Source organism: Streptomyces sp. NPDC012935, assembly GCF_042900345.1.
Taxonomy (GTDB): domain Bacteria; phylum Actinomycetota; class Actinomycetes; order Streptomycetales; family Streptomycetaceae; genus Streptomyces.
This window is the reverse complement of the sequence record NZ_JBIBBC010000004.1, coordinates 59,013-71,690: the sequence shown is the minus strand read 5'-3', so window position 1 is coordinate 71,690 and position 12,678 is coordinate 59,013. Positions and strand designations below refer to the sequence as shown.

At 71.9% G+C, this 12,678-nt stretch carries 11 protein-coding genes; 6 read left to right on the top strand and 5 right to left on the bottom strand.

Annotation, left to right across the window (positions count from 1 at the left end):
- Positions 1 to 130 precede the first annotated feature (130 nt).
- From ACFY5C_RS12155 to ACFY5C_RS12145, 3 genes are all read left to right on the top strand, one after another.
- Positions 131 to 1,567, top strand: coding sequence for a DUF2252 domain-containing protein (locus ACFY5C_RS12155; protein ID WP_389443506.1), 1,437 nt, complete (start codon positions 131 to 133; stop codon positions 1,565 to 1,567).
- A 131-nt stretch (positions 1,568 to 1,698) separates the two neighbouring features.
- The gene (locus tag ACFY5C_RS12150) at positions 1,699 to 2,115 is read left to right on the top strand and encodes a hypothetical protein (protein ID WP_389443504.1); all 417 of its coding nucleotides are present in this window, start codon (positions 1,699 to 1,701) and stop codon (positions 2,113 to 2,115) included.
- A gap of 102 nt (positions 2,116 to 2,217) precedes the next feature.
- On the top strand, positions 2,218 to 3,537 hold the full coding sequence (locus ACFY5C_RS12145; protein ID WP_389443502.1) for a hypothetical protein: 1,320 nt from the start codon (positions 2,218 to 2,220) through the stop codon (positions 3,535 to 3,537).
- 41 nt (positions 3,538 to 3,578) lie between these two features.
- Here the strand turns inward: ACFY5C_RS12145 and ACFY5C_RS12140 are convergent, their stop codons facing one another.
- The gene (locus tag ACFY5C_RS12140; protein WP_389443500.1) at positions 3,579 to 5,516 is read right to left on the bottom strand and encodes a glycoside hydrolase family 15 protein; all 1,938 of its coding nucleotides are present in this window, start codon (positions 5,514 to 5,516) and stop codon (positions 3,579 to 3,581) included.
- 325 nt (positions 5,517 to 5,841) lie between these two features.
- On the opposite strand from ACFY5C_RS12140, the gene ACFY5C_RS12135 reads away from it, so the two are divergent.
- Positions 5,842 to 6,255 (top strand): SHOCT domain-containing protein, encoded by a 414-nt coding sequence (locus tag ACFY5C_RS12135; RefSeq protein WP_389444116.1) that lies wholly within the window; start codon positions 5,842 to 5,844, stop codon positions 6,253 to 6,255.
- A 41-nt stretch (positions 6,256 to 6,296) separates the two neighbouring features.
- On the opposite strand, the gene ACFY5C_RS12130 is transcribed toward ACFY5C_RS12135, so the two are convergent.
- The 3 genes from ACFY5C_RS12130 to ACFY5C_RS12120 all read right to left on the bottom strand — a co-directional run bounded on the left by ACFY5C_RS12130 (position 6,297) and on the right by ACFY5C_RS12120 (position 9,808).
- Positions 6,297 to 6,494: a hypothetical protein gene (locus tag ACFY5C_RS12130; protein WP_389443498.1), complete on the bottom strand. Its 198-nt coding sequence runs from the start codon at positions 6,492 to 6,494 to the stop codon at positions 6,297 to 6,299.
- Positions 6,495 to 6,550: 56 nt separating this feature from the next.
- Positions 6,551 to 9,193: a LuxR C-terminal-related transcriptional regulator gene (locus ACFY5C_RS12125; protein ID WP_389443496.1), complete on the bottom strand. Its 2,643-nt coding sequence runs from the start codon at positions 9,191 to 9,193 to the stop codon at positions 6,551 to 6,553.
- Between the two features lie 174 nt (positions 9,194 to 9,367).
- A complete protein-coding gene (locus ACFY5C_RS12120; RefSeq protein WP_389443494.1) occupies positions 9,368 to 9,808 on the bottom strand; it encodes a MarR family winged helix-turn-helix transcriptional regulator in 441 nt (146 codons plus the stop codon).
- 101 nt (positions 9,809 to 9,909) lie between these two features.
- On the opposite strand from ACFY5C_RS12120, the gene ACFY5C_RS12115 reads away from it, so the two are divergent.
- Both ACFY5C_RS12115 and ACFY5C_RS12110 read left to right on the top strand, forming a co-directional pair.
- Positions 9,910 to 10,908 (top strand): NADP-dependent oxidoreductase, encoded by a 999-nt coding sequence (locus tag ACFY5C_RS12115; RefSeq protein ID WP_389443492.1) that lies wholly within the window; start codon positions 9,910 to 9,912, stop codon positions 10,906 to 10,908.
- A gap of 128 nt (positions 10,909 to 11,036) precedes the next feature.
- Positions 11,037 to 11,456 carry an organic hydroperoxide resistance protein gene (locus ACFY5C_RS12110; protein WP_389443490.1) on the top strand — a complete coding sequence of 140 codons (420 nt, stop codon included), beginning with the start codon at positions 11,037 to 11,039 and terminating at the stop codon, positions 11,454 to 11,456.
- A gap of 68 nt (positions 11,457 to 11,524) precedes the next feature.
- On the opposite strand, the gene ACFY5C_RS12105 is transcribed toward ACFY5C_RS12110, so the two are convergent.
- The gene (locus ACFY5C_RS12105) at positions 11,525 to 12,676 is read right to left on the bottom strand and encodes a serine hydrolase domain-containing protein (RefSeq protein WP_389443488.1); all 1,152 of its coding nucleotides are present in this window, start codon (positions 12,674 to 12,676) and stop codon (positions 11,525 to 11,527) included.
- Positions 12,677 to 12,678: the final 2 nt, after the last annotated feature.

Here is a 12,678-nt window from a genome sequence, read left to right as displayed (position 1 = left end):
CCCGGGCTCCGCATCACCTGCTCCGGGTGATCCCACCGGAGCGCGGGGCTGTGAGCATGCGGGGCAGGGGAGCCGGTCGCCCATGCGGGCAGGGAGGGCCGGTCGACCCTGCGGGCAAGGAGGTCCGACCATGGCCAGCACGCACCGCGGTCCGCTCTCGGTGATGCACGACCGTCCGCTCACCCCGGCCGAGCGCGCGGCCCTCGGCAAGGACGCGCGCGCCCGGGTGCCGCGCTCCGAGCAGGCCGTCTTCGCGCCCGACGAGAAGCGGCCCGATCCGATCGACATCATCGAGAGGCAGTCCGCCGAACGGGTCCCCGAACTGGTCCCCGTCCGGTACGGCCGGATGCTCGAATCGCCGTTCCGCTTCTACCGCGGAGCCGCGGCCATCATGGCGTCCGATCTCGGCGCCGGTGCGCACACCGGGCTGTACGCCCAGCTGTGCGGGGACGCGCATCTGCTGAACTTCCGGCTCCTCGGCTCCGCGGAACGCCACCTGGTCTTCGACATCAACGACTTCGACGAGACCCTGCCGGGCCCGTTCGAGTGGGACGTCAAACGGCTGGCTGCGAGTCTGGTGATCGCCGGACGGGCCAACGGGTTCTCGGCGCAGGACTGCGACGCCGTCGTCCAGGCCGGTGTGGGGTCCTACCGGGAGCGCATGCGGGAGTTCGCCGGGCAGCGCACCCTCGACGTCTGGTACGCGCGGGACGACTTCGACCAGATCGAGGAGCTGCTGCCCGAGCGGCCGGGCAAGCAGGACAAGCGGCGGGCCGTGCGGGCTGCGGAGAAGGCACGCGGCCGGACGAGTCTGCAGGCGGCCGCGAAACTGACCCGGGTCGTGGACGGCGCACCCCGGATCATCTCGGATCCCCCCTTGATCACACCGCTCTCGGAGCTGCTGCCGGGGGCGGAGGGCGAGGATGTGGCGCAGACCCTGCGGGGGCTGGTCAACGACTACCGGACCAGCCTGTCGTCGGAGCGGCGGCATCTGCTGAGCCGGTTCCGCGTGGTCGACGTGGCGCGCAAGGTCGTCGGGGTCGGCAGCGTCGGCACCCGCTGCTGGATCATCCTGCTGCTCGGCCGTGACGACGACGACCCGCTCCTGCTCCAGGCCAAGGAGGCCGGCGACTCGGTCCTCGCCCCCCACTGCGGTGCGAGCACGTACGAGAACCAGGGCGAGCGGGTGGTCGCCGGGCAGCGGCTCATGCAGGCCGCCGGTGACATCTTCCTCGGCTGGGAACACGTCACGGGCATCGACGACCGCCAACGCGACTTCTACATACGGCAGTTGCGGGACTGGAAGGGCATCGCCCGCCCCGAGACGATGGGCGCCCGGACCCTCGGCCTGTTCGCCCGGCTGTGCGGCGCCTCCCTCGCCCGCGCCCACGCCCGCTCGGGCGACCCGATCGCCATCGCCGCCTACCTCGGCCGCGGCGACACCTTCGACCGCGCCCTGGCCCACTTCGCCCGCTCCTACGCCGACCAGAACGAACGCGACCACCAGGCTCTGACCGACGCGGTCACCACGGGCCGTGTCACCGCCCGGAGCGACCTGGCGGTGTGACGGGGCTGGGCAGCAACGCCGCGGTCGGCGCGTCCTCACCCTTCGGGGGTGACGACGAGCGTGGCCCCAAGGGATCAGGCTCGGTGATGTACGGCTGCGTGCAGCAGCCCCGTGAGGAAAGGAGGCCGGACATGGCCACCACCGCTACCCGCCACGGTGAGGGGAAGCAGACAGCCGCCACCGGCCTGACACTGTTCGCCGGAGTGATGCTCTTCATCTCCGGGATCCTCGACGTCTTCCGCGGGATCATGGCGATCGCGAACGATGGCGTGTACGTCTCCACGCCCAACTACGTCTTCAAGTTCGACCTGACGAGCTGGGGCTGGATCCACCTGCTGTTCGGGGCGCTCGCCGTGGTCGTGAGCTTCGGCCTGTTCGGGGCGAAGACCTGGGCGAGGGTCGTCGGCATCGGCATCGCGGCACTGCTGCTGATCGCCAACTTCCTGTCCATCCCGTACTACCCGGTCTGGTCGCTCACGCTGATCGCGCTGTACGCGTTCATCATCTGGGCCCTGTGCGTGGTGAAGCGGGACCAATTCGGCGATTAGCGCCTTCACCGGCGCCCGTATGGGCCAGTTCGGCATGCCGTTTGCGCGGTGCACGGACGCAATTGAAGGGAGGGCGGGGACCCCGGAACACCTGGAGTCCGCATGAGCGCCGCGCACCAGCCCTCCGCGCCCGGGCGCATCGCCCGAGCCACGGCCTCCGCGGTGCTGATCGTGGTCACCTGCATCCTCGTACCCGTCGCGCTGATCACGGTGTGGGTCCACGACATCGCACTCGACACTCACCGGTACGTGAAGACGGTCGCCCCGCTGGCCACCGAGCCCGCCATCCAGGCCGCCGCCGTCGACCGGATCTCCGAGGCGGTGGACGTGCGCATCGACGGGGACCGGGCCGCCGCGGAGCTCGCCGACTGGCTGCGCTCCCAGGGCCTGCCGCCCCAGGCCGCCACCGCCATCCAGGGGCTGGGGCCGCAGATCGACTCGGCCGTGGACGGCGCGGTGAAGAGAGTCGTCACGCGGATCGTGCACAGCGGTGCCTTCGACACCGTGTGGCGCAACGCCAACAAAGAGGCCCACCGCGCCGTCGTGCACGCCCTGACCGGAGAGGGCCGGGGCGCCGTCGGGGTCGCGGGCGGCACGGTCACACTCGACGTCGGGGCGCTCGTCGAGCAGGTGAAAGAGGAACTCGTCAACGCCGGCCTGTCGCCCGCGAAGGCGATCCCCCAGGTCGACAAGCAGCTGGTGCTGTTCCAGTCCGAGGAGCTGGAGAAGGTCCGCGACGGCGCACATCTGCTGGACGTCGTCGGCTACTGGCTGCCCGTCCTCACCGTCGTCATCGGCGCGGCCGGGGTGCTCCTGGCCCGCGGCCGGCGGCGCGCGCTCGCCTGGACCGCGCTGGGCGCCGCCTTCGCCTGCCTGGTGGTGGTCATCGCCCTGGTCGTCGTACGCCGCTACTACCTGGACCACCTCCCGGCCGCCGTGCAGTCGGACGCGGCCGCCGCGGCCGTCTTCGACACACTGCTGCGCTTCCTGAAGGCCGCCCTGCGCACGACCATCGTGCTCGGGATCGTGGTCGCGCTCGGCGCCTACCTGATCGGCCCCGGCCGCTTGCCGGTCGCGATCCGGCGCGCCTGCGACCGCACCGCGGACTCGCTCGCCACCTGGGCCTACCGGCACGAGATCCGGGCCGGCCGGGTCGGCGCGTGGGCACAGACCCACCGCCGGTCGATCGCCCTGTCCGCGCTGGCGGTCCTAACCTTCGTCTTCGCCGTGTGGAACCGCCCCACCCCGCTCACGATCCTGGCCTTCGCGCTCGTCCTGCTCGGCACTCTGACGGTCCTCGCGCTGCTCGCGGCCGGCGGCCGGGCCGAGGCCTCGCCGCCCACCCGCGAGGAGGCCCACCCGCCAGGAGGCCCACCCGTGACCGGCCCATCCGGACCGGGGCCCACCACCCGTGAGGGGTGATGCCCGAGCAGCCAAGTCGAGGGTCTTGTCCTGCCTGACTGTCAGGCGCCGTCACCGTCATCGCCATCGCCGTCGCCGTCGGCCGACGGGGCGGGCGCCGTGTAGCCGTGGGGCTTCGCGTACTGGCCGGCGCCGTGTGTCGGACTCGCCTCGGCCCGGCCGAGCTGCTCGTCCAGGGCCGTGGCCGCGGTGATCAGGGCGAGGTGGGTGAAGGCCTGGGGGAAGTTGCCGAGTTGTTCGCCCGAGGGTCCGATCTCCTCCGCGAAGAGGCCGACGGGGTTGGCGTAGGTGAGCATCTTGTCGAAGGCGTACCGGGCCCGCCCGAGCCGGCCGCTGCGGGCCAGGGCTTCGACGTAGTAGAAGCTGCAGAGGTTGAAGGTGCCCTCGGAGCCGCGCAGTCCGTCGGGGGAGGCCTTGGGGTCGTAGCGGTAGACGAGACTGTCGCTGACCAGCTCCTCCTCCATGGCGTCGAGGGTGGTGAGCCAGTCCGGGTCGTGCGGTGAGATGAAGCCGACCCGGGGCATCAGCAGCAGCGAGGCGTCCAGGACGTCCGTGTCGTAGTGCTGGACGAAGGCCCGGCGCTCGGGGTGCCAGCCGCGTTCGACGATCTGCCGGAAGATCGCGTCACGCGTGTCGGTCCAGTGGCCGATCCGGCCCGGGCGGGCGTGGGCCATCGACCCGCGGATGCCCCGGTCGAAGGCGACCCAGGCCATCAGGCGGCTGTAGGTGAAGTTCTGCCGGCCGCCTCGGGTCTCCCAGATCCCCTCGTCCGGCCGGTCCCAGTGGTCGGAGAGCCAGTCCAGTACGTCACGCATGGCGTCCCAGCCGCGGATCGCCCCGATGTCGCCGCGCACCGTCAGCGCGTCGGCGGCCTCGCCGTAGATGTCGAGCTGGAGCTGGCCGGCGGCCGCGTTGCCGGCCCGGACGGGCCGTGAGCCCTGGTAGCCCTCCAGATGGTCGAGGGTCTCCTCGGTCAGATGAGGGTCGCCGTCCACCCGGTACATGATCTGCAGGGGGTCGCCGGTCGCGGTGGTCCCGGCGTCGACGCGGTCGCGCAGCCAGCGGCGGTACGCGTACGCCTCCGCCTCGAAGCCCAGATCGATCAGTGCCCGCACGGAGAGCGAGGCGTCACGCACCCACGTGTAGCGGTAGTCCCAGTTGCGCTCGCCGCCGATCTGCTCGGGCAGTCCCATGGTGGCGGCGGCGATGGGCGCGCCGGTGGGGGCGTAGGTGAGCAGCTTGAGCACGATCGCCGAGCGGTTCACGGTGTCCTGCCAGCGCCCTCGGTAGGTGCAGGGGCGCAGCCAGGACAGCCAGAAGGTGCGGCACGACGCCATGTCGTCGACCAGGCCGGCCAGGGTCGGCGCGGGGCCGGGGGCGCCGCCGCTCGCCGTAGCGGTCAGCACGACGGCCACCGCCTGCCCGGCGGAGAGGGTGAAGCGGCAGGTGACGTCGTGGCCGTCCGCGTGGAAGGCGACCCCGCCGGTGCCCTGGAGATGCAGGTCGATTCCCGGGCCGTGGAAGACCGCCGAGCGGGCGTCGTCCCCCGGGCGCGTGAGGGTGTGCGGGGCGCGGGCGTAGTCGAAGCGGGGGCGGCAGGCGAAGGTGAAGGGCAGGCTGCCCCGGACGACGCGGGCGATCCGGATCAGCCGGTGCCGGTCCGTCGGCGTCGGGGAGTCGACAGGAGGCATGAAATCGACGACCTCGCCGACGCCGCCGGGGGCCATGTAGCGCGTGATCAGGATCGCCGTGTCGGACAGGTACAGCTGTCGTACCGTCAGCCTTTCGCCCTCCGGGAGCTCCACGGCGAACCGGCAGTGGCCGCCGCGCTCGCTGTCCAGCAGTGAGGCGAAGACGCTGGGCGAGTCGAAGCGCGGCGTGCACCACCAGTCGACGGTTCCGGCGGACGAGACCAGCGCGGCGGTCTGCAGGTCGCCGACCATTCCGTGCTCGGCGATGGGCGGATAGCGGTCGCCCATGCCTGCCTCCCTCCACCTGGTGGGCCCCGGGAGCCGAAGCGCGCCTGACACGGCTCGACGTTCATTGTTCGAAAGCGCTCGGGGCAAGGCTTCACCCCTGGCAGGTGAACCCCTGCGGCAGCGGCTGCGCGGTCCGCACCGGGCACCGCGCACCACGCACCGGCAGCCGCGGACGACGGCTGCACCCCACCCGTTCCGGGTGATGCCGTCCCGGGGCCACTGGAGCAGCGTGGAGGACATCAGGCTTGGAGTGCCGCCGTGGCCCCACGACGGCCGGCAGGTGGAGGCGACCGTGGACTATCCGCTGCTCAACGCTTTCCTGACGATGCTCTGGTTCTTCCTGTGGGTGCTGTGGTTCGTGATGCTGTTCCGGGTCTTCGGGGACATCTTCCGGGACGACAGCATGAGCGGCTGGGGCAAGGCGGGCTGGGCGGTCTTCGTCTGTGTGCTGCCGTTCCTCGGCGTCTTCATCTATCTGGTCGCGCGCGGGCGTGGCATGGGTGAGCGGGAGGCGCGCCAGCAGCGGCGGCAGGAGGAGGCGTTCCGCTCCTACGTCCAGGAGGTGGCCGCCGAAGGCCCGTCGACCGGGACGACCGGACCCACCGGGACGACCAGGACGACCGGACCCACCGGGACGACCCATGCGGACCAGCTGACCAAGCTCGCCGGGCTGCACGACCACGGCGACATCACCGACGCCGAGTACGAGCGGGCCAAGGCGAAGGTGCTCGCGGGCTGAGCCGTACGGCGGCACGGGACCCGCACCCGCCTGCGGAAGGTTCACTCCGGAAGCCGGCGGAACTCGGCTATGCGCAGCCCCAGGGACTGGAACCGGATCAACAGCCCGTACAGATGCGCCTCGTCGTCGACCTGGCCGTACAGCACCGTCTGGTTGGGGACGACGAAGCTGTCGAACTCGGGGAACGCCGTGGTCAACTCGTCCGACATCTGCCCGTCGACGCGGATCTCGTAGCGCATGACCTCATGCTCGGCGACCGGCGGCCCGGGTGACATCACCCGGGCGAGGTGACACGTCAGAGCAGACCGAACTCACGGGCCCGGCGGACCGCCTCGCCGCGCCGGGTGGCGGCGAGCTTGCGGTAGATGCTCTTGAGGTGCGTCTTCACCGTGTTCACCGACAGATGCAGGTCGGCGGCGATCTCCTCGGTGGACATGAGCTGCGCCAACCGCTCCAGGACGTCCCGCTCCCGCGCGCTGAGCGTTTCCGGGCGCGGGCCCACGGACTCCTCCCGCCCGGGCGTGAGCGCGCCGGTCAGCCAGGCATGTTCCCGGGCCGGCGCCGGCCGGTGGAGCAGCAGCCGCCTGACCCAGGGCCCGGCGTCCAGGAACGGCCGCCGGAGGTGATGCGGGCGCGCGGCGGCAAGGGCCCGCAGCAGCAGGCCCTCGGCGGCGGCGGAATCGCCGAGCGCGTCGGCGGCCTGCGCCCGGGTCAGCAGAGTCCATACGTCGATGACGGGTCCCGCGTCGCGGTGCTCGGGGAGGTCGAGTTCGTCCAGGATGCGCAGGGCCCGTTCGCCCTCACCGGCGGCGACCCGCGCCCTGGCCTCGGCCACCAGGCTCTCCAAACCGTTTGCCGGCCGGTCCTCGAAGACCTTCACCGCGGCCTTCGGATCGCCGTCGGCCAGATGTGCCGCGGCCATGGCCATCGCAATGCGGTCGCTCACCCAGGGTGAGGGCTCGACGGAGACCAGCGGCTGCCTCGCCATGTCGTCGAGGGCCAGCAGCGCCGAGCGGGGGTCCCCCTTCGCGAACAGCATCCGCGAACGCAGGATCGCCAGCTCCACGGCCACCACGGGATCGCGGGAGGCGGCGGACGTGGCGGCGGCCCGGTCGAGATGGCCCTGAGCGGCCGCCAGGTCGTCGCGGTCGATGGCCACGGCGGCCAGGACGAGCTGTGCCATCCCGGACCGGTCGGACGCCGGCAGCCCCGAGTGCTCCGCCTCGGCGACCGCGCCCCGGGCATGCGACTCGGCCCGGCCGGGACGCCCCTGCAGGAAGTCGATCAGCGCCAGGCGGCTGAGCGCCTCGTGCCGGGCGAAGGCCGTCGAGGGCTCCTGCGGGGAGCGGACGGCCTCGGACAGCGTCGAGCGCGCGGCATCGAAGCGGCCTGCCCACAGCTGCGCCGACCCGAGGTCGGTGAGCATGAGGGCCGTCAGCTCCGGGCACTGTTCCAGCCGGTCGGGGGGCAGGGCCCGCTCCGCCTCCGCGACGGCCTTCGCCGCCAGCTCGGCCAGGTCCGCCGAGCCCGCCACCCGGGCGGCCAGCACCCGCAGCACCGCACAGCTCAGCCGCACCGCGGCGGCGTCGCCGGAGTCGCCGGCGGGCAGGTTCTCCTCCGCTCGCCGCAGGTAGGTGACGCCCCGCTCGACGTCGTGATGGGCCAACTCGCGTGCCGCGCGCACCAGATCGGGGGCCGGCCCGGACGTTTCCGGCGCCATCCTGGCGAACAGGCCGTCCAGCCGCTCGGCGGACAGCCCCGTCAGCAGCCGGCCGATCGCCAGCCTGCCGATGAACTCGTCCGCGGCCAGCTCCCAGTCGCCCGCGTCCGCCGCATGCGACAGGGCCTCGTCGAGCAGCCCCGCCCTGCTCAGCCAGTGGGCGGCCGTACGGTGCAGCTCGGGCTCCAGACCGGGATGGCGCACGCCCAGATGCACCCGCAGGATCTCGGCGAACAGCGGGTGCAGCCGGTACCAGGAGTGCCCGATGGGCTCGACGAACGCGTTCGCCCGTTGGAGACCCTCCAGAATCGGCTCCGCGTCGACCCGCCCGGTGAGGGCGTTGGCCAGCTCGGGGTGGATCTCCTCCAGGATGCTCGCGCGCAGCAGCAGATCCTGGGTCTCGGACGGGTGGGTGCGGAGCACCTCGCCCAGCAGGAAGTCGGCCACCGTGCTGTGCCCCGGCTCGAACTCCGCAAGGAAGCCCTCCGGGTCGTCGGCCCGCTGCGCGGCCAGGGTGCACAGCCGCAGCCCCGCCGCCCAGCCTCCGGTGCGCGCGGTCAGCACACGCGCGCCCGAGCCCGACAACGCCAGCCCGTGCCGGTCGGCGAGGGCAGCCGTCTCCTCGGCGCGGAACGCCAGGTCGGCGCCCCGGATGTCGACGAGCTCACCGGCGGCCCGATAGCGGTACAGCGGCAGCAGCGGCTCCGTACGGCTGACGACCATCAGGCGCAGGCCGTCACCCGCGTGGCGGAGCACGAACTGCAGCCCGTCGGCCACCTCGGCGCATCCGGCCACCCGGTCGAACTCGTCCAGGACGAGGGTCACCGGCCTGTCCCGTCCGTCCAGCCAGGCCGCGACCCGTGCCAGCAGCGAGTGGTCCACCTCGCCGGGGCGGGCGGGGCTGCCGATGTCCGCGGGCAGGGCGATGCCGTGATGCCGGAAGGCATGCAGGACATAGGTCCAGAACACGCCGGGAGCGCTGTCCTCCGGTTCCACCGTCAGCCAGGCGACGTCCCCCGGTTCGCGGGCCGTGAGCCAGTCGGCGACCAGCAGGGTCTTGCCGGCTCCAGCGGGCCCGTTGACCAGCGTCAGCGGAGTGCGCAGGCCCTCGGCCAGCTGATCGAGGAGCCGTGCCCTGCGCACGAACGTCCGGGGGACCGCCGGCACGGCGAACCGTGCGGCGAGAACCGGGTCACCGCCCGGGGTCACCGCCCTCATGACGGCATCGCCGTGGCTCCCGTCGGCGGAGCGTGACTTCGCACCCATCACACGCCTCGTGGATGCCCGAGCGATACGACTCCCTCAACACCCACCATCCGATCGTCACCCCGGACCGGCCCGCCCGCAAGCGATCACGGGCGTCGCGGACGCTCGCGGGCGTCCACGGGATGTCTAGGCGTTCAGCATCCGCCGCAGCAGGTCCCGCAGAGCCAGCCGTTCCTCGTCCGACAACCCCGCCAGCGGCTCCCGGGCGAACCGCAGGGACTCCCGCAGGCTGCGCGCCACGCGGCTGCCCTCGTCGGTCGCCGCGGCCAGCTTCACGCGCCGGTCCGCCGGGTCCGGCCGGCGTTCCACCAGCCCGCGGGACTCCAGCCGGTCCACGATGCCGGTCACGTTCGACGGCTCGCAGCGCAGCCGTTGTGCCAGCTTCCGCATCGGCAGCGGCTCCAGCGACAGCAGGCTCAGCAGCCGCGCCTGCGCGCCGGTCAGGGCGTGCTCGGCGGCGGCCTCCTCGTACTCCTCGTGATAGCGGGCCACGACCGAGCCGATGAGGTCGACGACTTCCAGGGTCAGGTCATCGGGACGGTGGGTCTTCTGCGGAATGGTGGCCATGCTCTCAGCGTACCCCCATTACTTGACATCCTGAAATATTCAGGAGCATGGTTGTTTCAGGTACTGAAGTAAAAACGCACGGACGGAAAGGCGCACCCCCGATGATCAACCGCGAATGGCACCTCCTCTCCCGCCCCGTCGGCTGGCCCAAGCCCGAGGACTTCGCCTTGGTCGAGGCCGAGATGCCGACCCCCGGCGAGGGCCAGGTGCTCGTACGGAACAAGTACCTCTCCGTCGACCCGTACATGCGCGGACGCATGTCGGCGGCCAAGTCCTACGTCGCCCCCTTCGAGCTAGGCAAGGTCATGCAGGGCGGCGCCGTCGGTGAGGTCGTCGAGTCCAACGCCGAGGGCATCGCCGTCGGCGACCACGTCCTGCACTTCTTCGGATGGCGCGAGTACGCGGCAGTGGACGCCAAGAGCGCCGTCAAGGTGGCCCCGGACGCCGCGCCCCTGTCCACGTACCTCGGCGTCCTCGGCATGACCGGCCTCACGGCCTATGCCGGCCTGCTGCGCACCGCCGTCTTCAAGGAGGGCGACTCCGTCTTCGTGTCCGGTGCGGCCGGTGCCGTCGGCAGCCAGGTCGGGCAGATCGCCAGGCTCAAGGGTGCCTCCCGGGTCATCGGCTCCGCCGGGTCCGACGAGAAGGTCAAGCTCCTCGTGGAGGAGTACGGCTTCGACGCCGCCTTCAACTACAAGAACGGCTCGGTCGCCGAGCAGCTGCGCGAGGCCGCCCCCGACGGCATCGACGTCTACTTCGACAACGTCGGCGGCGACCACCTCGAGGCCGCCATCGGGCAGATCAACCTCCACGGCCGGATCGCCGTCTGCGGCATGATCTCGGTCTACAACAACACCGAGCCCGCCCCCGGCCCGAAGAACCTCGCCCGCCTCATCGCGACCCGCGCCCGCATCGAGGGCCTCCTCGTCGGCGACCACTACGACCTGCAGCCGCAGTTCGTCCAGGAGGTCGGCCCCTGGGTCGCCTCGGGGCAGCTCAAGTACCGCGAGACCTTCGTCGAGGGCATCGAGAACAACCTGGAGGCGTTCCTCGGGGTGCTGCGGGGCGACAACACCGGGAAGATGATCGTCAAGCTGTAGGGCCGGGCCGGTCCTGTGCCGGGATCCGGGCGGGCCCTGTGCTGGATTTCCGACATGCGGTAACTTCTTTCCGAAATCCGTCGCGATCGTGGGCGCGAGTCGCGGCGGACCGAGGAGGAAGACACCGCATGTCCATCCAGCAGTCCGAGGTCCTGTACACCGCCGTCGCCACCGCGGAGAACGGCCGCGACGGCCGGGTCGCCACCGACGACGGCAAGCTCGACGTCGTCGTGAACCCGCCCAAGGAGATGGGCGGCAGCGGCGCCGGCACCAACCCGGAGCAGCTCTTCGCGGCCGGCTACAGCGCCTGCTTCCAGGGCGCCCTGGGCGTCGTCGCCCGCCAGGAGCAGGCCGACATCACCGGCTCGACCGTCACCGCGAAGGTCGGCATCGGCAAGAACGACGACGGCTTCGGGATCATCGTGGAGATCTCGGCGGCCATCCCGAACGTCGACGCCGCGACGGCCCGCAACCTGCTCGACAAGGCCCACCAGGTCTGCCCGTACTCGAAGGCGACCCGCGGCAACATCACCGTGACGCTGGTCTGAGCAGTTCCTTCCGTACGACAGAGGCCGCACCCCGGTACACGGGGTGCGGCCTCTGTCGTGCCCGCTGCTCAGCTCGCCGGCGCTGCCGAATGCACCGCCCTCACGAACCGCTGGTTCTCCGGTGCCGCCCCGCCCGGGAAGGCGCAGCGGCGGCGGGTGTAGCCGTAGGACAGGCCGCTGCGGGGGTCGGCGAAGGCCTGGGAGCCCCCGGCGCCGCTGTGGCCGAAGGTGCCGGCGCCCAGGAACGGGTACCAGGTGTCGGCCGTCGCCTGGAAGCCGAGGGCGTACGACTTGTGGGCCCGGGCCACCAGGTCGTACCCGGTCGAGTGGATCTGCCCGACCTCGGCGATGGTGTCCGGCTTGAGCAGGGGCGGCCGTTCGTCCAGCTCGCTGATCGCCGCCGCGTACATGCCGGCGAGCCCGCGCGCGGAGGCGACGCCGCCCGCCGACGCGGGCCCGTTGGCGCGCACGGTACGGGAGTTGGGGTAGTCCGCCAGTCCCCCCGGCTCCGGTACATGCGTGTTGAAGGCGATGGACGACAGCGTGTGCGGGCCCTGCGGCACCGAGTCCAGCACCGCCTGCTGCTCCGGAGTCGGCGCCATCGGCAGAACCGAGCGGTAGCGGTGATCCAGTTCCGCGGGCAGCCCGAGGTGGAAGCCCAGGCCGTACGGCGCCCGGACCCGCTCCTCGTACACCTCCTGGAGCGTACGGCCCGTGGCACGGCGTACGACCTCGCCGGTGAGCGCCCCGACGACGAGCGCGTGATAGCCGAAGGCCGTGCCGGGGCGCCAGAACGGCCGCTGGTCGGCGAGGCGTTCGGCGATGGCCCGGTCGTCGGCCAGCTCCTCGTCGCTGAACCCGGCGTCGAGCCCGACCAGCCCGGCCCGGTGGGCGAGCAGATCGCGCAGGGTCAGCGAGCCCTTGCCCTCGGCGCCGAACTCCGGCCAGTAGTACGTCACTTTGCGGTCAGCTTCGAGTGTGCCGTCCTGGATCAGGAGCGCGACCACGAGGTGAGCGGCCCCCTTGCTGGACGAGAACACGCCGTAGAGGGAGTCGGCCTCGCAGCCGTCACCGGCCCACAGGTCGACGACCCTCCGGCCATGCATATACGCGCACAACTGGCCCTCGTAGTCGGGGAGTTCACCCGACACGAACGCGGCGAACTCCTCACGAACCCGCTCGAAGCCGTCCGCTACGGTGCCGTGGATCACTGGTGTCATCC

Coding starts and splice junctions, on each gene's coding strand:
- ACFY5C_RS12110 (WP_389443490.1), top strand. CDS start 11,037: ATGTCCATCCAGCAGTCCGAGGTCCTGTACACCGCCGTCGCCACCGCG.
- ACFY5C_RS12145 (WP_389443502.1), top strand. CDS start 2,218: ATGAGCGCCGCGCACCAGCCCTCCGCGCCCGGGCGCATCGCCCGAGCC.
- ACFY5C_RS12130 (WP_389443498.1), bottom strand. CDS start 6,494: ATGCGCTACGAGATCCGCGTCGACGGGCAGATGTCGGACGAGTTGACC.
- ACFY5C_RS12140 (WP_389443500.1), bottom strand. CDS start 5,516: ATGGGCGACCGCTATCCGCCCATCGCCGAGCACGGAATGGTCGGCGAC.
- ACFY5C_RS12105 (WP_389443488.1), bottom strand. CDS start 12,676: ATGACACCAGTGATCCACGGCACCGTAGCGGACGGCTTCGAGCGGGTT.
- ACFY5C_RS12125 (WP_389443496.1), bottom strand. CDS start 9,193: ATGAGGGCGGTGACCCCGGGCGGTGACCCGGTTCTCGCCGCACGGTTC.
- ACFY5C_RS12120 (WP_389443494.1), bottom strand. CDS start 9,808: ATGGCCACCATTCCGCAGAAGACCCACCGTCCCGATGACCTGACCCTG.
- ACFY5C_RS12135 (WP_389444116.1), top strand. CDS start 5,842: ATGCTCTGGTTCTTCCTGTGGGTGCTGTGGTTCGTGATGCTGTTCCGG.
- ACFY5C_RS12150 (WP_389443504.1), top strand. CDS start 1,699: ATGGCCACCACCGCTACCCGCCACGGTGAGGGGAAGCAGACAGCCGCC.
- ACFY5C_RS12155 (WP_389443506.1), top strand. CDS start 131: ATGGCCAGCACGCACCGCGGTCCGCTCTCGGTGATGCACGACCGTCCG.
- ACFY5C_RS12115 (WP_389443492.1), top strand. CDS start 9,910: ATGATCAACCGCGAATGGCACCTCCTCTCCCGCCCCGTCGGCTGGCCC.